Here is a 20087-nt window from a genome sequence, read left to right as displayed (position 1 = left end):
GGTTCGCGCGCAACGGGGTCTGTCGTGACAGTCGGTCGCGCATCGGCTAGACGCGCCGGTCAGAACCAACGCCACCGGCGCTCAAGTCGCGAGCGACCGCGTTGCGAGCATAGCGCCCACTACCAAGAGACTTTCATGGCCGGCCATTCCAAGTTCAAGAACATCATGCACCGCAAGGGTCGCGCCGACGCGGTGCGCTCCAAGCTGTTCTCCAAACTGTCGCGCGACATCACCGTGGCGGCCAAGAACGGCATGCCCGATCCGGCCCTGAACCCGCGCCTGCGTCTGGCCATCAACAACGCCAAGGCGGAAAGCCTGCCCAAGGACGTGATCGCCCGCGCCATCAACAAGGCCGCCGGCGGCGACGTCGATACGATGGAAGAGGTCCGCTACGAGGGCCGGGGCCCCGGCGGCGTCGGCATCATCGTCGAGGCCCTGACCGACAACCGTAACCGCGCGGCCTCGAACATCGGTGCGGCTTTCAAGAAGAACGGCGGCGCGCTGAGCGAGATGAACTCGGTCGCCTTCATGTGGGACAAGGTCGGCCAGATCATCTACCCGGCCGAGGCCGGCACCGAGGATGCCGTCATGGAGGCCGCCATCGAGGCCGGCGCCCAGGATGTCGAGAGCGACCTGGTCAAGCCCGACATCTATGAGGACGCGCCGGGCCACACCATCTGGACGACCTTCGAGGACCTGAACGACGTCGCCGAGGCGATGTCCAAGGTGCTGGGCGACGCCAAGTCGACCGCCATCGTCTGGAAGCCCCAGTCGGAAGTGCCGGTAACCGGCGAGGCCGTCGGCACCCTGATGAAGCTGCTCGACGCGCTGGACGCCGAGGACGATGTCTCCTCGGTCTATTCCAACGAGGACATCTCGGACGAAGACCTGGCGAAATACGCCGGGTGACGACGCCGGGGGGCGACATCGCGGAGCGGGAGGCGCCGGAGCCGCAAGGGCCGGGCGCCGCCGCACGACGAGGCTTCGACTGGGTCGGGCTTCTGGCCTGGTGCGGGGCCATCGCCTTTGCCGTGGCTCTGGCCGGGCTGCCGATCCTGGTGCTCCGATTCGGCCCGCTGGGGCATGTGCTGGACAAGTGGTGGAAAACGACCGTCGTCGTCGACCTGCCCGAGGCGAACGAAGAGCCTGTCGCGCCCCTGCCGGGGCAGCCGCCGGAGACGTCGGGCCGCAGGCTGGCCCGTGAGGGCGCGGTCGTCGTCAATCCGGCCTGGATCGTCCATCCTGAGCCGTCCTTTCCGCGTCTCGCCATGGAGAAGGGCGTCAAGGCCGGACGGGTCGAGCTGCAATGCCCGGTGTCGGCCGAGGGTATTATCGAATCCTGCTGGATCCGGAGCGAAACGCCGGCCGGCGTCGGCTTTGGTCAGGCGGCCGTGACGGGCGCCGCCCGCGGGCGCCTCCGGCCCCGGACCATCGATGGCGTTCCCACCGCAGGCATGGTTCGGTTCTCGGTCAATTTCCGCCTGTGATACGGGGAGCGGACTGTCCAGTCCTGCGTCCGATTGTCCCCAGACGCGCGGGGTTCCCCGTATCGACTCGTCGGAAGGCGGAAGTTAACGTTTGGTTGAAGGGGGCGCCGGGAGTCCGATTCGTTTGAAGGCCTTGTCAGGAGGCCGCCTCCCGAAGGTTGTCCACCAATCGGAGTGCAGACGATGCTGTCCAGGATCGACCGGGTTCTGTCGCGTAACGGCAAGGGCGAACGCGCCACTGCGACCAATCAGACCGAAGCCGCCGTGGGCCAGGACGCCGCCGGGGTCATCGGCGAACGGTTCGAAACCATCCAGGACAGCCTCGACCAACTGTCGGACATGGCCCAGAAGTTCGGGACGTTTGAAAGCCTGCTGGTCCAGCTGCGCGATCCGCTGGAAGCCGAGTTCCGCTCGCGCCGCGATAATCACGTCGAGCTGATCAATCTGCGCGTCGCGCACGGCGAGGCCGCCGAGCGTCTGGAAACCGCCAGCGCCGAGGCCCGCAAGCTGGCCGCCGCCCTCAGCGAGGCCGAGGCCAGGGTCGAAGACCTGACCGCCCGCAACGGCGAACAGTCCGCCTCGCTGCAGGAAGCCCGCATCGAGACCGACCGCCTGCGCAGCGACCTGTCGCTGGCCACGTCGAAAGTCGATGCGCTGGAGATCGCCGAGCGCGCAGCGACCCAGCGCATCCGCGAGCTGGAACAGGATCAGGACTCCCTGCGCACCCAGCTGAAGCAGGCCGAGACCCAACGCACCGAGTCCGAGAACGGCCGCGCCCAGACCCAGCGCGACCACGCCCTGGTGCTGGAGGAAAACACCGTCCTGCGCCGCCGCATGGAAGAGGTTTCAGCCGAGGTCGCATCCCTGGCCCGCTCGTCCGCCGCCAGCGAAGGCCTGCTGGCCACCGAACGCGCCCGCGCGGCGTCGGAACAGAGCGAGACGGCCCGCAACATGCGGGTGCTGGAAAACCAGACCGAGACCGCCCGTGCCGAGATCGCTTCGCTGTCGTCGCGTCTGGATACGGCGACCGCCCGCGCCAACGGGCTGGAGGTTCTGAATACCGAACAGGCCTCTCGCCTGAGCGAGCTGCAGGCCGGGTCGCACGGCGCCGAGCGCAAGGGCGAGCAGCTGCAGATCAGCCTGGATCGCGCCCTGGAGCGCATTCGCGGTCTGGAAAGCGAAGTCGAGGACACGCGCCAGCGTCTGGCCGGGATGGAGGTCGCCCGCCTCGCCGCCGTGGATCGCGCCGAGACCCTGACCAAGGCCGCCTCGACCCACGACAAGGCCATCGCCCGCGCCGAGGACCGGATGCTGAAGATCCAGGCCAAGCTGGCGGCGGTTCAGGAAGACCACCACACCAAGGCCGAGGGCTGGCTGCAGCAGATCACCGCCCTGCGCGCGGACGTCGAAGGCGCCCGCGCTGAGGCCGCGATGTCGGCGGCGGCTCTGGATGCAGCCCGTCGCGAGCGCGGCGGCCGTCCGGCGGCGACGGAAAGCCACGGGTCGGTTCAGGCCCTCGTCGGCTGAGACCATCGGGGCGGGAACCGTAGAGCTTGGCCCGGGTTAAAGCCGGGCTCTGACGCAAGGACCCCGCCCATGGACATCACCCAGCTGATCCTCGACGACCACGCCGAGCAACGGCGGCTGTTCGCCATCCTGGAACAGATCGACCCGAAGGACATCGACGCCCTGACCAAGGTCTGGGGCCGGCTGTCGGCCTTTCTGGACGTCCATGCCGAGGCCGAGGAGCGGTTCTTCTATCCCGAGCTTCTGAAGCGCGGCGAAGGCGCCAATGACGCCGAGGACGGCACGGTCGAGGGCGAGACCGAGGACGCCATCGAGGACCACAACAAGCTGCGCGACGCGGTCAAGGCGGCCAACAAACTGACGATCGGCACCGCCGAATGGATCGAGGCGGTCGGCAAGGCCAATATCGTCAACTCAAAGCATATGGGCGAGGAGGAACGTCAGGGCCTGACCGACTTCCGCCGCAACGCCCCGATCACCAAGCGGCATGAGCTGGCCGTCCAGTTCGCCGCCTTCGAGGCCGATCACCTGATGGGCATCAAGCCGGTCAACAAGGACCCCGAGGCCTACATCGAGAAGCACGGCTGAGCCGCGTCTCTCCTATTCCTGCACCGCATAGAGCTTGATCAGCTCGAACAGGAAGTCGCGGCCTTCGTAGAGTGAGCGGACTCGCAGTCGCTCGTTCAGGCCGTGGACGCCGTTGCCATCCGGATCGGTGAACATGCCGGTGACGCCATAGGTCGGGATTCCCGCCGCATTGGTGAAGCGGCCGTCGGTGGCCCCCGTCGACAGGGTCGGGACAACCGGCACACCGGGCCACAGCTTCGCCGCCGCCGCCTTGATCGGATCGAGAATGGCGGGGGTCAGGGGCGGAGCCGGCGCGGTCGGGCTGGGCTCGCCGATGGTCTTGATGGTGATGGCCGGATTGGCGAGGGCCGAGGCGATCTCGGCCTGCGTTTCGGCGATCGAATGGCCGGGCAGGATGCGGCAGTTGACGTTGACCGTGACCTTCTGCGGCTGGGCGTTCGGCGCATGGCCGCCGTTGATCAGGGTCGGGATGCACGTCGTGCGCATCATGGCGTTCCACACCGGATTGGCGGCCCCGAGCCGGGCGGCTGCCGCCGCGTCTGGCACGTGGCTGGCCGTCAGGGCGTGCAGGTCGGCGGCGCTGGCGGGGGTGGTCTCGGCGATGGCGGTGAAATAGGCGCGGGTGACCGGTGACAGCTCAAGCGGGAAGTCATGCTGCACCAGCCGGTCCAGCGCGGCGCCCATGGCCCCGATGGCGTTGTCTTTCCTCGGCCGGGCCGAGTGGCCGCCGGGGTTGGTCAGCTCCAGCGTATAGTCCTGATAGACCTTCTCACCCGCCTGGACGTTCAGGGCGATGCGGTTGGCGTTGGCGTCGAGCTGGCCGCCCGCGCCCTCGTTCAAGGCAAAGCCGGCCTGAAGCATCCCGGGATGGTGCTCGAGCAGCCACTGGACGCCGTTCCAGTTGTCGTTGGTTTCCTCGCCGCAGGTCAGGGCCATCTTGATGGTCCGGCGCGGCTGGAAACCCTGCTGCTTCAACCGGATCAGGCTGTCGACCCAGACGGAGGCCTCGGCCTTGTCGTCCGAAGCGCCGCGCGCATAGAAGAAGCCGTTCTCCTCTACGAGGACGAAGGGATCGCGCTCCCAGTCGGCGCGCCGCGCCTCCACCACATCGATATGGGCCAGCAACAGCATGGCGGGCGCCGAGGCGTCCGTGCCGGGCAGGGTGGCGATCAGGGAGCCGAATTTGGGCTGGTCCTCGGGGATGACGACGCGGGCGTCGGCCTCGGAATAACCGGCGGCGACCATGCGTGCGGCCATGCGCTGGGCGGCCAGGGTGCAACTGCCCTCGGACAGGGTGGTGTTGGTCTCGACCAGCTCCTTGTAGAGGCCACGGAACTCGACCTGATCGGGACGCAGCGCCGGGGTCTGGGGCGTATCGGCCTTGGCGATGGTCACGGTGGCCAGGATGATCAGAAGGGCGGCGAGGCCGAACATCGTCAGGATGATCCGGCTGGTGCGCAACTTTCTCATCTCGTCATAGGCGGCGTCGTCGAGCCAGAAGGTGTTCGGCGCGGCCTCGATGACGGCGTTGCGCTTGATCAGACGCCGCAGGGCGCCGCGCTGGATCAGACGGCCTTCGGCGAGGGCGACGGCCGTCTCGGGCGAGGTCGCATTGGCGTTGCGAAGCGTCTGGACGATGCGTTTCTCGGCCCGCATCGAAGCGGCCACCGCCGCACTGGCGCCTGCACTGCTCATGATCCCCGTCTCCCTGTTTCCGGTGACAGTAGCGGGTCCCTAGGCCAGCGCCAGCATCCAGTCATTGTTCGGTAACTCCGTTTGAGGCATGAACGGAACGAATGACGAACGCGATGATTCAGAACGGCCCCGTCCGCATCCTCGGACTCGACCCCGGCCTGCGCCGGACGGGGTGGGGGGTGATCGTGTCCGAGGGTTCGCGGCTGCGCTGGATCGCCCATGGCGTCGTGGCGCCGGACGAGCGCGCGCCCTTCGCCGAACGGCTGCTGCATCTGCTCGAAGCGGTGGGCGAAATCTGCGCCGCCCACGCCTGCGAAGAGGCGGCGATCGAGGAGGTCTTCGTCAACGTCAACCCGGCCTCGACCCTGAAACTGGGCCATGCCCGGGCGGCGGTCATGTTGGCCCCGGCCCGCTGCGGCCTGCCGGTCGCGGAATATTCGCCCAATCTGATCAAGAAGGCCGTGGTCGGCGCCGGCCATGCCGACAAGGGCCAGATCGCCTTCATGGTGAAGCGGCTGATGCCGGCGTCCGGCGATGTGAAGGCCGATGCGGCCGATGCGCTGGCGGTCGCCATCACCCATGCGCAACTGCGCAAGCGAACCCTGCTCGAAAACCTGAGGGGCGCAGCATGATCGGTCGTCTGAGAGGGGTTCTGGCCGAGGTCGAGGAGGGGCACTGCCTGATCGACTGCGCGGGTGTGGGCTATGTGGTGGCCTGTGGATCTCGGACGCTCGGGCGGCTGCCCGCGCCAGGCGACGAGGCGACCCTGCATGTGCATTCGCAGTGGAGCGAGGATGCGGGACCGCGCCTCTATGGCTTCCTGACCCGTGACGAACGCCGCGCCTTCACCACCATGCTGGCCATCCAGGGCGTGGGCCCCAAGGCGGCCCTGTCGGTGCTGGACGTCCTGCCGCCGGGCGAGCTGGCGAGCGCCGTGGCGCGCGAGGACAAGGCGGCGATCGGCCGGGCCAACGGGGTCGGGCCGAAACTCGCTCTGCGTATCGTCACCGAGCTCAAGGGCAAGCCGCTGGGCGACGTCACCTTCACCCCGACGGCGCCCGGCGTTCACGTCGAGGTCGCGCCACCGACGCCCAGCATCGCCGGCGAGGCCGTCTCGGCCCTGCTGGGTCTGGGCATCGCCGAGGTCAACGCCCGCCGCGCCGTCGATCAGGCCCTGATCCGTCTGGGCGAGGATGCTGATCTGTCAGCCGTGATCCGCGCCGGGCTGCAGGAACTCGGCCGATGACCGACGACCGCATCATCTCGCCCCAGCCCGCGCCCGGCGAGGCCTATGACCGGGCGCTGCGGCCCCAGACGCTGGCCGAGTTCGTCGGGCAGGAGCAGTCGAAGGGCAATCTGAAGGTCTTCATCGACGCCGCCCGAGCACGCGGCGAGGCACTGGACCACGTCCTGCTGTTTGGGCCTCCGGGTCTGGGCAAGACGACCCTGGCGCAGATCGTCTCGAAGGAGCTGGGCGTCGGCTTCCGCGCCACCTCGGGGCCCATTCTGGCCAAGGCCGGAGACCTGGCCGCCATCCTGACCAACCTCGAACCGCGCGACGTCCTGTTCATCGACGAGATCCACCGGCTGGCCCCGCAGGTCGAAGAGATCCTCTATCCGGCGATGGAGGACCATGTGCTGGACCTGATCATCGGCGAGGGGCCGTCGGCGCGTTCGGTGCGCATCGATCTGGCGCCCTTCACCCTGGTCGGGGCGACGACGCGAGCCGGGCTGCTGGCTACGCCTCTGCGCGACCGGTTCGGCATTCCGCTGCGGCTGGAATTCTATACCCCCGAAGAACTGGTGCGGGTCATCACCGGGGCGGCGCGCAAGATGGGCGTCAGCATCGACGACGAGGGCGCGCGAGAGATCGGATCGCGGGCCCGGGGCACGCCGCGTGTCGCCGGTCGTCTGCTGCGCCGGGTGCGCGACTTCGCCGAGGCCGAGGGCGCGAAGACGGTCACGAAACTGGTGGCGGCGCGGGCGCTGGCGCGGCTGGAGATCGACGAGGCAGGGCTGGATTCCAACGACCGCCGCTTCCTCAAGGCCCTGATCGAGCACTATGGCGGCGGGCCGGTCGGGATGGACACCCTGGCCGCCGCCATCGCCGAGGCGCGCGACGCCGTCGAGGATGTGATCGAGCCCTATCTGCTGCAGCAGGGCTTCATCCAGCGCACCCCGCGGGGCCGGATGGCCTGCGCCCGCGCCTACAGCCACCTCGGCCTGACCGAACCGCCGAAGCCGCCGGTTTCGGGCGTGGGTGATCTGTTCGAGTGAGCGGCTCTCCTCTGGATCACGCGCGGTCGGTCGGTGCTGTGGCCGCTCAAGCGGTGGTGACCGCCGTCGTCGGCTTGGTCGCGATCCGGCTGGCGGGCGGTCCGCCCTCGGCCCTGATCATTCAGGCAGGGGCGCTGGCCGTCGGCGCCCTGATCGCCTTGGGGCTGGCCTTCAATCCCTGGCGGCCGGGAGCGAAGGCGGCGGCGGTGCTGATCGGCGTCTGTCTGGCCCTGCTGTTCGCAACGCTGGGAGACGCCGGACCGGGCGTGCATCGCTGGATCGCCCTTGGACCGGTCGTGCTTCAGCCGGCCTCGATCGTCCTGCCGTTCGTGGTCTGGGCTCTGGCCGCCACGCGGACCAACTGGTGGGCGGGAGCCCTGACCGGGGCTTTTGCGGTGGTGCTGGCGATCCAGCCGGACGCGGCCTCGGCGACGGCCTTGCTGCTCGCGCTGATCGCATTGGCTGTGGTGCGAGGCAGGGTCGCGGCGCCCGATGTCACGGCCCTGCTGATGGCGCTGGCGGCCGCCGTCTGGAGTTGGACCCGCGCCGATGCGCTGCCGGCCGTGGCCCATGTCGAGCGCATCGTGCCCGAAGCGTTTGCGGCCAATCCCGCCGTCGGTATCGCGGCGGGTCTGATGTTGATCCTTCTGCCCCTGCCGTTCGCGATCAGGGCTGCGAAGGGCGGAGAACACGCTGTGGCGACCGGTCTCGCGGGCCTGTGGATCGGACTGGTCGCGGGCAATCTGTTCGGCAACTATCCGGCCCCGGTGGTCGGGTACGGCGCCTCCCTTGTTGTCGGTTGGCTGGTGTCGCTGGGCCTGGTCCTGTCGCGCGCCCGGGCCACGCCTGCGCCGAACTGGACGATCGTTTCGCGGGTGCGATAGCGGACGCTTCCCCTCGCCGCCGAACCCCTGCATTCTGGCGGGGTTGGAGGGCGAATGACGCGCAAGCTGTCGGTTCAGAAGGTGATCGGAGGTCTGGGCGTCGTGGTCATCGCGCTCGGCGCGCTGAGCCTGTGGGCGATTTCGCAGGGCGCCCGGCCCGGCTTCGCCCAGGAACCGTCCTCCGAGCGGGTGTTGCGTCAGGCGCGCGAACAACTGGGGCCCCGCGCCGAAATCCGGCTGATCGAGGCCGGAAACGGACGGGTCGTCTGCGGCTATCTGGCGGCGGATCGTGCGGCGCCCGCGACTGGCTTCGTCTCGCGCCCGAACCGCCTGCTGCTCAGTGACGACCCGTTGAAGGGCGAATTCCAGCAGATGGTGAGCCAGGACTGTCCGCAGTTTCCTGCCGCTCCCTCACCGCCCGGACCGACGCCATGAGCCCCGACGCCCCTACCGCAGGCCGCTTCGAGGGCCGGGACCATCTGCTGCCGGTCCGGGTCTATTACGAGGACACCGACTTCACCGGTCTGGTCTATCACGCCAACTATGTCCGCTATTTCGAGCGTGGGCGGTCGGACTTCATGCGGCTGACGGCCAAGGGCCATGCTGAACTGCTGGATGACGCGGAGCCCATGGCATTCGTCGTCGCCGAGATGAACATCAAATATCTGAAGCCCGCGCGGATCGACGACGCCCTGGTGGTGCGCACCACCTATGATGCGGTGAAGGGGCCCCGGCTGATCATCTCCCAGAGCGTAGAACGGGACGGGGAGGTGCTGTGCCGGGCCGAGGTGACGGCCGTCTGCATCCATCTGGACGGACGGCCACGGCGGCCGACCAAGGCTCTCGTCGACAGCGTTACGCCCTGGCTGAAGAGCTGATCCGGCCACTTTCCTGCGCGGATATATGGAAGCCATGCTCACGCACCGGTGAGGGGAGCGTTAGTGACCTTGTCACGTCTGGCCGCTAGAGCCGGACAAGCGCCACACTATGGTCACGCCGGCCCGCACGATAGGCCGGACGCCATTGCCTCCAAGGACCCGCCCGACGATGACAGTCCCCGCCGCCGCAACTGCCGCCGCTGACGCCGGAATGTTGAACCCCGTCACCCTGTTCATGACCGCCGACTGGGTCGTGAAGCTCGTGATGCTGGGTCTCGCCGGGGCCTCGGTCTGGTCCTGGGCTATCATCATCGACAAGGGCTTCCGCTTCACCGCCCTGAACAGCCAGGCCGACACCTTTGAGAAGGCGCTCAGTTCCGGCCGATCGCTGGAGGACGTCGCGGCCGAAGCCGGACCCCAGCCGAACCACGCCCTGCCGCGCATGCTGGTCACGGCCCTGGCCGACTGGCGCGAGACCCGCGCGCGCGGCGCCCTGACGGAACAGCAGGGCAATCTGCTGATCAGCCGTATCGACCGGTCGCTGGATTCGATCATCGCCCGCGAGGGCCAGCGCGTCGAAAACGGTCTGGGCGTGCTGTCGGTGGTCGCCACGGCCTCGCCTTTCATCGGCCTGTTCGGCACGGTCTGGGGCATCATGAACGCCTTCGGGCGCATCGCCTCGGCGGGCAATACCAATCTGACGACGGTGGCCCCGGCCATTTCGGAAGCCCTGTTCGCCACGGCCGTCGGTCTGGCGGCGGCCATCCCGGCCTATATCGCCTACAACAAATTCTCGATCGACGCGGGCAAGTTCTCGGGCCGTCTGGAGAGCTTCGCCGACGATCTGCAGGCCGCCGTGGCCCGCCGTCTGGGCGTGCCGAGCGCCCCGCCGCCGCCGGCCCCGCCGCCGTCCGAATTCTCCATCCGCCGGGCCGACTGACATGGCCATGGGCGGAGGGGCCGGACAGGGCCACGTGCGCGGACGCCGCCGCGCCAAGAAGCGGCCGCTGAGCGAAATCAACGTCACGCCTCTGGTCGACGTCATGCTGGTGCTGCTGATCATCTTCATGATCTCGGCGCCCCTGCTGACGGTCGGGGTGCCGGTCGAGCTGCCCAAGACCGAGGCCAGCGCCGTGCCGACGGACAATACGCCAATCACCCTGTCGATCGACCAGAACGGGGCGATCTTCCTCGACAAGACTCCGACCGAATACGACCAGCTGACGGCGCGTGTCGCCGACGCCGTGGGCGACGCCAAAAAGGACGAAAAACCGATCTTCGTGCGCGCCGACGGCCGGGCGCCCTATCAGGCGGTCGCGCGGGTGATGGCGCGTCTGTCCGCCTCGGGCTTCACCAAGCTGAACCTGATCACCGACACGGCGCCGGATTCCGAAGGCTGACGTGAACAGACCGAGCCCCGCCATTCTGGGATCGATTGCGCTGCATGTCGGCGTGCTGGCGCTCGCCTTCGTGAGTTGGCCGAAGAAAGACCTGCCCGTGCCGATGCCGTCGTCAGTGCCGGTGTCGATCCTGTCTTCGGAGGTCATTGAGGCCGCGCCTGCCGACAATCCGTCCGAGGAACTGATCACCGAGGACGGCGCCAGCGCTCCGACCGAAGCCGTGGAAGCACCGCCGGCGCCCACGCCCGCTCCGACGCCGCCGCCGACGCCCGCGCCGCCGACGCCGCGTATTCCGCCCAAGGTCACGCCGCCAGCCCCGACGCCGCGCCCCACACCGACCCGTCCGACGCCGCCGGCCCCCGCGCGGCCGACGCCGCCCCGCAACACGCCCCCCGCTGCGACACCGCGTCGCAACGAGCCCGCACTGGACCTCGGCGCCCTGCAGCAGGGGCCGCGCCGCCCCAACAACAATCCCGGCCGGCCCTCGACGGGGCAGCAAGGGACGGGTGCGGCGCCCCAGGCGTCGGGACCGCAGCTCAGCGCTTTGGCGCGTCAGATCACGCCGAACTGGAATGTGCGGGTCGTCTGCGACCTGCCGGGCGGCGACGAGATCGTGATCCGGGTGCGGGTCCGGCTTGACGCGACGGGCCGTATCCAGGGTACGCCGGTCGTCGAGGGCGCTCGTAACGATCCGGCGTGGCGGGCGGCCTCCGACAGCCTGCTGCAGGCCTTGAGGGCGACGTCTCCGTTCGACGTGCCGGCGGGCTTCACGCCCCAGGAAATTCCGTTCCGGTTCGAGACCGCGCGCCAATGCCGCAACCTCTGAGCTGTCGGGCGGTTCAAGCTTCGCCAAACGGTCGCCCTATTCCCGGGCAAGCTGGCCGTGGGGGCGACGGTTGCGCTAGATCAGGCGCGCCGCAAGGTAAACGAGGGAGCCGTCCATGCGTCTGAAAACTCTTCTGGTCACCGTCGCCGCAGTGGCGATGTCGGCCCCGATGCTGGTTCAGGCCCAGGTTCCCGGCCAGGGCCCCGCCGCCGCCCCGACCCAGGACGTCGTCGTCGACGAGGGCGTTCTGAAACCCTTCCAGATCGCCATCGCGCCGTTCAGCGGCCCCAATGGTTCGGAAGTCTCCGGCGTTTTGACCGGCGACCTGACCCGCTCCGGCTATTTCGAGGCGATCAATCCGCGCAGCTTCATCGAGACCGGGCTGACGCTGAACAATGCGCCCAACTTCCCGCAGTGGACCCAGATCGGCGCCCAGGCGGTGCTCTACGGATCTGTGACGCCGCGTCCGGACAACCGCAACGACTACGGCTTCCGCCTGTACGATCCGTACCGGCAGTGCCAGCTGGTCAGCTACAACTTCACCGCCACGCCCGAGCAGTGGCGTCGGGTCGCGCACAAGATCGCCGACGTCGTCTATCAGCGCATGACCGGCGAGAGCGGCTTCTTCGACACCCGCATCATCTATGTCGCCGAGAGCGGCACCGAGCTGAACCGCCTGTCGCGGCTCGCGATCGTCGATCAGGACGGCTACAATCCCGTCTTCCTGACCGGGGGCGAGGAGATCATCCTGACGCCGCGCTTCTCGTCCAACCCGGACGAGATCACCTATATGGCGCTGGGCAAGGACTACAGCCGCATCTACCTCTACAATCTGTCGACCGGCCGCCGCGAAAGCCTCGGCGAGTTCGACGGTCAGGCTCTCGCGCCGCGCTATTCGCCCGACGGGTCCAAGGTGGCCTTCTCGATCATCCGGGGCGGCAATACCGACGTCTATGTGATGGATCTGCGCAGCCGTCAGCTCAGCCGCCTGACCTCGGATCCGGGCATCGACACCTCGCCGTCCTTCAGCCCGGACGCGCGCCAGATCGTGTTCAACTCGGACCGGTCGGGCACGCCGCGCCTCTACATCATGAACGCTGACGGCTCGGGCCAGCGGCCGATTTCGCGCGGCGGCGGCAGCTATACGGCCCCGTCCTGGAGCCCGCGCGGCGACCTGATCGCCTTCACCAAGTCGTCGGGCGGCCGGTTCTCGATCGGTGTCATGGGGACGGACGGCTCGGGCGAGCGCAGCCTGTCGTCCAGCTATTTCGAGGAAGGCCCGTCCTGGGCCCCGAACGGCCGCTACATCATGTTCTCGCGCCAGACGCGGGGCGGGAACACCAATCTGTGGATGGTCGACCTTTCGGGCCGGGTGATCGCCCAGTCGGGCTATCAGGGCCGGGGCTCCGACCCCGCCTGGTCGCCGCTGCTGGACGCGGCTCCCGTGAACCTCGGTCGCAGCCAAGGTCCGGACAGCTGCCCGTCCTAGGTTCGGACACCTCCGTCAGGTGAAATCAGTTCACGGGCGGAGCCGAACCCCTCAACAGTGCGTTACCCGAACCAGAAGCGCCACCATTTCGCCACCTGCCCCGCTAAAGGCAGAGCTTGAAGCGCCGATCCGGCGTCCGAGGGCAAAACCAAGGAGACGACCCGCGATGACGACCATGACCAACCTGATCAAGCTGACCGCCGTCGGCCTCGTGATGGCCTCGATGGCCGCCTGTACGCCGAAGCGTCCTGTCGAAACGGCTGTCCCGAACCAGCCGACGGGCCCGAGCAACCCGATCTATCCGGGCACGGGAACCGGCAACATCGGCGGCTCGAACACCGGCGCCGCCCGCCCGGGTTCGGAACAGGACTTCGTCGTCAACGTCGGCGATCGCGTCTATTTCGACCTCGATTCCTATCAGGTCTCGACCGAGGCCTATCCGCGTCTGGACGCCCAGGCCCAGTGGCTGCTGCGCTATCCGCAGATCACCGTCCGGATCGAAGGCAACGCCGACGAACGCGGCACCCGCGAGTACAACTTGGCCCTCGGCGCCCGCCGTGCGGAATCGGTGCGCAACTACCTCGTGCAGCGCGGCGTGCCTGCCGGCCGCATCGACACCATCAGCTTCGGCAAGGAGCGTCCGATTGCTCAAGGTTCGAGCGAGGAATCTTGGGCCCGCAACCGCAACGGCCATACCGCGATCGTCTCCGGCGGGATGTAATCCCCTGAGGATGTGACGACATCGGGGGCGCTCGCGACGCGGGCGCCCCTTTTCGTTCCGGGACGCCCCGGCCCGGCCTTGCGAAGGCCCCGAAACGGTGAAACCACTAGAGCCATGATGAAGCCCTTCCATCGCAATCTTCTGCTCGCCGCCACGGGTCTGTGCATCGTGGGCGGCGGCGTCGCCGTATCCCAGGTCCAGCCCCTGGCGCCCGTCGAATGGGACAATCGCCGTCTCGACACTCTGGACCGCAATGTGCGCCGCCTCGAGCGCGCCGTGACCCAGAGGAACGCCGTCGGCCAGCCCGTTCTGGTCGAGCCCGATCCCGAGGTCGTCGCCCTGCAGGGGCAGGTTGGAGAAATGGACCGCCGTCTGCAGGATCTGGAGGCCAGCCTCCAGCGGCTGACCCGTGACGGCGAACAAACGGCCTTCAAGCTGGACGAGGCGACACGGGACAACGCCGCCCTGCGCACCCGGTTGAACGCCAGCGACGCTCGCATCAAGGCGATCGAGGACCGGGCCGCCGCCGCTGCCGCCGCCGCCGCCGAGGCCGAACAGGCCGGGCGGTCGCCGACCGGCAACGCCGCCGGCGATCTGGCCGCCGCCCGCGCCCTGACCGATGCGGCCGCGCAAGGTCAGGCCTATGAGGTGCTGATCACCAACTGGCCGTCCACGCCCCAGTCGGCCGAGGCCGGCTATCGCCTCGGCGACCTGCGCCGCGCCGGCGACGACATGAACGGCGCGGTTCAGGCCTATGCCGGCGCCCTGAACGGCTGGCCGACGACGCCCTGGGCCGGCGAGACGACGCTGAAACTGGCCCGCGCCCTGGCGTCGACCAACCGCAATCCACAGGCCTGTGCGGCGCTCGGCGAGTTCAACCGGCGCTATGCCGCCGCGGCTTCGGCCCAGCTGAAGACCATCGCCGGTCAGATCCGCACCCAGGCCCGCTGCACCTGACCGCCGTGGCCGCGCCGGACCCAGGTCTGGCGGCGCGGGTCGAGACCCGGCTCGACGCCCGGCTGATGGGTGAGGTGGAGCCTCCCATCGTGCTGGGCCTTTCGGGCGGCGGGGATTCCCTTGCCCTGCTGGAGATCGCCGCCGACTGGGCGGAGCGCAGCGGCCGGCGCCTTGTGGCCGTTACGGTCGATCACGGCCTGAACCCTGACAGCCGCGACTGGAGCCGGTTCTGCGCCGAAGCCTGTGCGCGTCGCGGCGTCGACTGGATCGAACGGCGCTGGGAGGGCGGCAAGCCCGTGACCGGCCTGACGGCGGCGGCGCGGTCGGCGCGGCATCGGCTGATCGCCGAGGCGGCGCGGGCGGCGGGCGCCAGGGTCATCCTTCTGGCCCATACCGCCGACGATATCCTTGAGAGCGACTGGATGCGCTCGCGTCCGGTCGAGGCGGGCGGCTCGACGCTGGGGCGGCTGCGCGAATGGTCGCCGTCGCCGGTCTGGCCCGAGGGGCGTAGCCTGATGCTGCTTCGGCCGCTGCTCGGTGAGCGTCGCGAGGCTCTGCGGGACTTGCTGCGGGGCAGGGGGCTGATCTGGATCGAGGATCCGGCCAATGCCGATGCGCGGTTCGGGCGCAGCCGGGCGAGGCAGGCGCTGGCGGCCGGGGAGGGGACCTCCGACGGCGGAACCGCTCACCCTCCCGTCGCCTGCCGCGCCAGGCCTCTCCCTCTTCCGCTAGGAGAGGGGTTTCAGGTCTGGAGAGGAATTGGGCCGACGGTTCTGGCCGCCGCCCTTCTGTCCGCCTCCGGGACGTCTGCCCCGCCTCACCGTGACAGGCTTGAGCGCCTGATCGTGCGCCTGCAGTCAGGAGAGGACTTCGACGCGAGCCTGGCCGGGGCTCGTATCGAGGCGCACGGCGACAAGATCCTTGTCGGTCGCGAGCCGGGAGAGTTCCGTCGCCGGGCGTCGGACGATGCGCTCCTGACGCCGGGGCGGGCCGCTGTCTGGGACGGGCGATACGAGATCGTGATCGCAGAGGCCGGCTGGACGGTCACGGCCGCGGCAGGGCGACTGAATGGGCTGTCCGACGCCGATCGGACCGTCGTGGCAGGCGTTCCGTCCTGGGCGCGGGGAGCCCTGCCCGTGCTGATCCGGGACGATGGCGCTGGTCTGGTTCTGGCATGGCGCAAGGCCGAGGTCCGGGCCCTGTCGGCGCGCCGTCTGGCGTTGTTCCTCGGGACGATGTCGGGCGAAACGACGCAGGAGGCCGACCTCTTTCGAACGATCCATGGCGAAACGCCGCCCGCTGACCTATTTTCACACAAAGACCACCATCGCGGCTTAGGCTGATCGCCTTGCCGAAGGACCGAGAACGACAATGAACCTGCGTAACCTGGCGATCTGGGGCTTGATCCTGCTGGCGCTTGTGGCGGGATACGCCGCCCTGAGCCAGAGCGGCGGTCCACTCGCCGCGGCCAAGGGCGGCCCGGCCGCCGCCGCCGCGAGCCGGCCGGAGATGATCACCTATTCCAAGCTGGTGAACGAGGTCGGGGCCAAGAACGTCAAGGCGGTCGTGGTCAAGGGCGATCAGATCAACGGCGAGTTCCAGAACGGCTCCCGTTTCATCGCCACCACCCTGCCGCAGAACGAGGCGCTGATCGAGGCGATCCGCGAGTCGGGCGCCCAGGTCGACGTCAAGACCACCCGCCAGTCGTGGTGGCAGGCCCTGCTGATCGGCATCCTGCCCATCCTGCTGCTGGTCGGCGTCTGGGTCTTCTTTATGCGCCAGATGCAGGGCGGGGCGCGCGGCGCCATGGGCTTCGGCAAGTCCAAGGCCAAGCTGCTGACCGAGCACAAGGGCCGCAAGACCTTCGACGACGTCGCCGGTGTGGACGAGGCCAAGGAAGAACTGCAGGAGGTCGTCGACTTCTTGAAGGATCCAGGCAAGTTCCAGCGTCTGGGCGGCAAGATTCCCAAGGGCGCCCTTCTGGTGGGCCCTCCCGGTACGGGCAAGACCCTGCTGGCCCGCGCCGTCGCGGGCGAGGCGGGCGTGCCCTTCTTCTCCATCTCCGGCTCGGACTTCGTCGAGATGTTCGTCGGTGTCGGCGCCAGCCGCGTGCGCGACATGTTCGAACAGGCCAAGAAGAACGCCCCCTGCATCATCTTCATCGACGAGATCGACGCGGTCGGTCGTCACCGCGGCGCCGGTCTGGGCGGCGGCAATGACGAGCGCGAGCAGACCCTGAACCAGCTGCTCGTCGAGATGGACGGCTTCGAGGCCAATGAGGGCATCATCCTGATCGCCGCGACCAACCGTCCCGACGTTCTGGATCCGGCCCTGCTGCGTCCCGGCCGTTTCGACCGTCAGGTCGTGGTGCCCAATCCCGATGTGAACGGTCGCGAGAAGATCCTGCGCGTCCACATGAAGGACGTGCCGCTGGCCGCCGACGTCAACGTCAAGACCCTGGCGCGCGGCACCCCGGGCTTCTCCGGCGCCGACCTGGCCAATCTGGTCAACGAAGCCGCCCTGATGGCCGCCCGCAAGGACCGTCGCATGGTCACCCACCGTGACTTCGAGGACGCCAAGGACAAGGTCATGATGGGCGCCGAGCGCAAATCCATGGCCATGAACGAGGAAGAAAAGCGCCTGACCGCCTATCACGAGGGCGGCCACGCCATCGTGGCCATGAACGTCAAGATGGCCGACCCGGTGCACAAGGCGACCATCGTCCCGCGCGGCCAGGCCTTGGGCATGGTCATGCAGCTGCCGGAAGGCGACCGCTATTCGATGAAGTACCAGCAGATGGTCGATCGCATCGCCATCATGGCCGGCGGCCGCGTCGCCGAGGAGATCATCTTCGGCAAGGAAAACATCACCTCCGGCGCCTCCTCCGACATCACCCAGGCGACCAAGCTGGCCCGCCGCATGGTCACCCAGTGGGGCTTCTCGGACATCCTGGGCACCGTGGCCTATGGCGAGAACGAGCAGGAGGTCTTCCTCGGCCACTCCGTCGCGCGCAGCCAGAACATCAGTGAAGAGACCGCCCGGATCATCGATTCCGAGGTCAAGCGTCTGGTCACCGAAGGCTGGGACGAGGCTCGCCAGATCCTGACCGACAAGGCCGAAGATCTGGAGAAGCTGGCCCAGGCCCTGCTCGAGTACGAGACCCTGTCGGGTCAGGAGATCAAGGACCTGCTGGAGAAGGGCGCCGCGCCGAACCGCGACGAGAACAACTTCCCCAACTCCGGCCCCTCCGTCTCCGTGCCGGTCACTCCGGTCGCCGACGGCGTCACGGTCGACGTCCCTACCGTCCACTAAAGCCTTCCAGAACCCGTCGATGGCTCCAGCCTCGGCGGGTTCTTTCTGATGGACATGTTTGCATTATAAACAAGTCTATGAGATACGACCTCGTCCGAAACGGGAGGGGTCGCCATGTCGGCATCCGAAATCGATCGATCCGAGCGCCTGCATGGCCTCGATGCGTTGCGGGGCGGAGCCCTGCTTCTGGGCGTGGTGCTCCACGCCTCCATGTCCTTCATTCCGGCGCCGATCTGGATCGTCAGTGACGATCAGCAGTCGGTCGGGGCCGGGGTGCTGTTCTTCGCCATCCACATCTTCCGGATGGCGACCTTCTTCCTGCTGGCCGGCCTGTTCGCCCATCTGATGCTGGGGCGACGCGGCGTGGGCGGCTTCCTCAAGGACCGCTTCATCCGCATCGGCGGGCCGCTGGGCGTCTTCTGGACCCCGGTGATGGCGGCGATCATCGCCGTGCTGATCTGGAATGCGATCCGTCAGGCCGCCGGCGCTCCGATGGGCCCCCCGCCTCCGCCGCCGACCTACACCTGGCTGACCATCCCCCTGACCCATCTCTGGTTCCTGTGGGTGTTGATGCTGCTCTATGTCGCCGTCCTGATCCTGCGCGCGCCCTTCGCGATGCTGGACCGCGACAGCGGCTGGGGGCGGACGGTCGACGGGTTGATGAGCGGACTGGCCACGCCCTGGGGCGCGGTTCTCCTCGCCGCGCCTCTGGCGGTCGCCCTGTGGTTCGAGCCGAACTGGGTCCCCTTCTTCGGCATCCCGACGCCCGATCGCGGACTGGTTCCGAACCTGTCCGCCTCGGTCGGCTTCGGCACGGTCTTCGGTTTCGGCTTCCTGCTGGACCGTCGTCGGGATCTGCTGGCGAAGCTACAGGGCTGGGCGCCGGTCAACCTCGGCCTCGCGGTCGGAGCGGGCGCGACCCTGCTCATGCTGGCCGGTGGTCCCGCGCCGTCCATCGTCCCGGTCACCGATCCGGCGACCAAGGCCATGGCCGCGGCGGCGCTCGGCGTCGCCACCTTCGCCTCGGCCTTTGCTGCGGTGGGGCTGGCGCTGAAGTTTTTCTCCGGCCACAGCGCCCTGAGGCGTTACCTCGCCGACGCCTCCTACTGGGTCTACATCGTCCATCTGCCGCTGGTCATGGCCGGACAGGTGCTGATCCAGGACTGGGCCGCGCCCTGGCCGATCAAGCTGACGGTCGTGGTCGCGGGCGTCATCGCCGTCAGCCTCGCCAGCTACGAGCTGCTGATCCGCCACAGCTTCATGGGGCGCTGGCTGAACGGACGGCGCGTGCCCTGGCGGCGCAAGCCCGACGCCGAACTGGCGCCCGCCGAATAGGCGGCTCAAGAACTTGCCAACCCCGGCCGGCGCGTCCATCCGATGGAGGCGCCGGCCGCATCAGGAATCGCCCTCATGTCAGACAAGTCTACGCCCGAAGCCGATCTCGCCTTCCTGCGTTCCGTGGTGACGGGCGGAGGGCCGGGCGGGCATCTGACGCTGGGCGTCGCCTATCTGGCGGGGGGCTTGCTCTACGGCGCCCAGTGCCTGTTCCACATCGGTCAGATCGCCGGCTGGATCCGCTGGCCGGACCTCGCCAATCTCGCTGTTGTCGTCGCGGTGCCGGTAGCCTTCTTCGTCGTCCTGACCTGGGCGATCCTCGAGGACCGCAAGATCCCCAAGCCGGGTCCGATGGTCACCCGCACCCTGAACGCGGCCTTCAGCGCCACTGGCATGGCCAATCTGGCGATCATCATCGTCTTCGGCGTCGGGTCCGCGCGCGATCACGACTTCGCGGTGTGGCTCTACTATGCGGCGGTGATCTTCGCCCTGCAGTCTGCGGCCTGGTTTGTCGCCTTTACCCTGAAGCGGACGCCGTGGATGCTGGCGGTCTCCATCGGCGGCTGGCTGACAGCGGTGGCGCTGGGTCTGACGGTGCGTCAGGCTCCGATCTATCTCGGTATCTGCACGGTCGCCCTGTTCCTGCTGTTCGCTCTGCCCGGCTGGGTCATGCTGCGCGGCGCCCTCAATGCGCGCAAAGCCGCCTGAACC

Annotated in this window: 21 protein-coding genes; 20 read left to right on the top strand and 1 reads right to left on the bottom strand. The window is 68.4% G+C overall.

The features are described from left to right. Positions 1-135 precede the first annotated feature (135 nt). The 4 genes from AC07U0_RS08025 (at position 136) to AC07U0_RS08010 (ending at position 3602) form a co-directional block, all read left to right on the top strand. Positions 136-909, top strand: a complete 774-nt coding sequence (locus tag AC07U0_RS08025; protein WP_494719506.1) for a YebC/PmpR family DNA-binding transcriptional regulator — start codon at positions 136-138, stop codon at positions 907-909. Further along, on the top strand, positions 906-1487 hold the full coding sequence (locus tag AC07U0_RS08020; protein WP_494719505.1) for an energy transducer TonB: 582 nt from the start codon (positions 906-908) through the stop codon (positions 1485-1487). The genes AC07U0_RS08025 and AC07U0_RS08020 overlap by 4 nt, the downstream gene beginning before the upstream one ends. A gap of 183 nt (positions 1488-1670) precedes the next feature. Beyond that, positions 1671-3014, top strand: a complete 1344-nt coding sequence (locus AC07U0_RS08015) for a hypothetical protein (protein WP_494719504.1) — start codon at positions 1671-1673, stop codon at positions 3012-3014. Positions 3015-3083: 69 nt separating this feature from the next. Next, positions 3084-3602, top strand: coding sequence for a hemerythrin domain-containing protein (locus tag AC07U0_RS08010; RefSeq protein WP_494719503.1), 519 nt, complete (start codon positions 3084-3086; stop codon positions 3600-3602). Between the two features lie 12 nt (positions 3603-3614). Here the strand turns inward: AC07U0_RS08010 and AC07U0_RS08005 are convergent, their stop codons facing one another. Continuing rightward, entirely contained in the window at positions 3615-5297 is a 1683-nt protein-coding gene (locus AC07U0_RS08005) for a M20/M25/M40 family metallo-hydrolase (RefSeq protein ID WP_494719502.1), read from the bottom strand. A 101-nt stretch (positions 5298-5398) separates the two neighbouring features. Here AC07U0_RS08005 and ruvC point away from each other — a divergent pair, with 101 nt between their 5' ends. The 16 genes from ruvC (at position 5399) to AC07U0_RS07925 (ending at position 20084) form a co-directional block, all read left to right on the top strand. Continuing rightward, positions 5399-5929, top strand: a complete 531-nt coding sequence (gene ruvC, locus AC07U0_RS08000) for a crossover junction endodeoxyribonuclease RuvC (RefSeq protein WP_494719501.1) — start codon at positions 5399-5401, stop codon at positions 5927-5929. Next, the gene (gene ruvA, locus AC07U0_RS07995) at positions 5926-6543 is read left to right on the top strand and encodes a Holliday junction branch migration protein RuvA (protein WP_494719500.1); all 618 of its coding nucleotides are present in this window, start codon (positions 5926-5928) and stop codon (positions 6541-6543) included. The genes ruvC and ruvA overlap by 4 nt, the downstream gene beginning before the upstream one ends. Further along, entirely contained in the window at positions 6540-7574 is a 1035-nt protein-coding gene (ruvB, locus tag AC07U0_RS07990) for a Holliday junction branch migration DNA helicase RuvB (protein ID WP_494719499.1), read from the top strand. The genes ruvA and ruvB overlap by 4 nt, the downstream gene beginning before the upstream one ends. After that, entirely contained in the window at positions 7571-8458 is an 888-nt protein-coding gene (locus AC07U0_RS07985; RefSeq protein WP_494719498.1) for an FtsW/RodA/SpoVE family cell cycle protein, read from the top strand. The genes ruvB and AC07U0_RS07985 overlap by 4 nt, the downstream gene beginning before the upstream one ends. 54 nt (positions 8459-8512) lie before the next feature. Then, positions 8513-8893, top strand: a complete 381-nt coding sequence (locus AC07U0_RS07980; protein WP_494719497.1) for a hypothetical protein — start codon at positions 8513-8515, stop codon at positions 8891-8893. After that, positions 8890-9336 (top strand): tol-pal system-associated acyl-CoA thioesterase, encoded by a 447-nt coding sequence (gene ybgC / locus AC07U0_RS07975; protein ID WP_494719496.1) that lies wholly within the window; start codon positions 8890-8892, stop codon positions 9334-9336. Before AC07U0_RS07980 ends, ybgC begins: the two co-directional genes overlap by 4 nt. Before the next feature lie 169 nt (positions 9337-9505). Continuing rightward, positions 9506-10276 (top strand): protein TolQ, encoded by a 771-nt coding sequence (gene tolQ / locus AC07U0_RS07970; RefSeq protein WP_494719495.1) that lies wholly within the window; start codon positions 9506-9508, stop codon positions 10274-10276. A gap of 1 nt (position 10277) precedes the next feature. Continuing rightward, on the top strand, positions 10278-10736 hold the full coding sequence (gene tolR / locus AC07U0_RS07965; RefSeq protein ID WP_492948727.1) for a protein TolR: 459 nt from the start codon (positions 10278-10280) through the stop codon (positions 10734-10736). 1 nt (position 10737) lies between these two features. Beyond that, positions 10738-11562: a cell envelope integrity protein TolA gene (tolA, locus tag AC07U0_RS07960; RefSeq protein ID WP_494719494.1), complete on the top strand. Its 825-nt coding sequence runs from the start codon at positions 10738-10740 to the stop codon at positions 11560-11562. 115 nt (positions 11563-11677) lie between these two features. Further along, positions 11678-13051, top strand: coding sequence for a Tol-Pal system beta propeller repeat protein TolB (tolB, locus tag AC07U0_RS07955; RefSeq protein ID WP_494719493.1), 1374 nt, complete (start codon positions 11678-11680; stop codon positions 13049-13051). A 166-nt stretch (positions 13052-13217) separates the two neighbouring features. After that, positions 13218-13772: a peptidoglycan-associated lipoprotein Pal gene (gene pal, locus AC07U0_RS07950; RefSeq protein WP_494719492.1), complete on the top strand. Its 555-nt coding sequence runs from the start codon at positions 13218-13220 to the stop codon at positions 13770-13772. 114 nt (positions 13773-13886) lie between these two features. Continuing rightward, complete coding sequence (locus AC07U0_RS07945) at positions 13887-14729, top strand: tol-pal system YbgF family protein (protein ID WP_494719491.1); 843 nt, start codon at positions 13887-13889, stop codon at positions 14727-14729. A 5-nt stretch (positions 14730-14734) separates the two neighbouring features. Next, entirely contained in the window at positions 14735-16072 is a 1338-nt protein-coding gene (gene tilS / locus AC07U0_RS07940; protein ID WP_494719490.1) for a tRNA lysidine(34) synthetase TilS, read from the top strand. A gap of 28 nt (positions 16073-16100) precedes the next feature. Then, entirely contained in the window at positions 16101-18041 is a 1941-nt protein-coding gene (gene ftsH, locus AC07U0_RS07935; RefSeq protein ID WP_494719489.1) for an ATP-dependent zinc metalloprotease FtsH, read from the top strand. Positions 18042-18155: 114 nt separating this feature from the next. Then, positions 18156-19376 (top strand): acyltransferase family protein, encoded by a 1221-nt coding sequence (locus tag AC07U0_RS07930; protein WP_494719488.1) that lies wholly within the window; start codon positions 18156-18158, stop codon positions 19374-19376. A gap of 75 nt (positions 19377-19451) precedes the next feature. After that, positions 19452-20084 carry a hypothetical protein gene (locus tag AC07U0_RS07925; RefSeq protein ID WP_494719487.1) on the top strand — a complete coding sequence of 211 codons (633 nt, stop codon included), beginning with the start codon at positions 19452-19454 and terminating at the stop codon, positions 20082-20084. Positions 20085-20087: the final 3 nt, after the last annotated feature.

This window comes from Brevundimonas sp. GW821-FHT02A10 (genome assembly GCF_059422025.1).
Note: the sequence above shows the minus strand (reverse complement) of the source record. Positions and strands in the feature narration are given on the sequence as shown.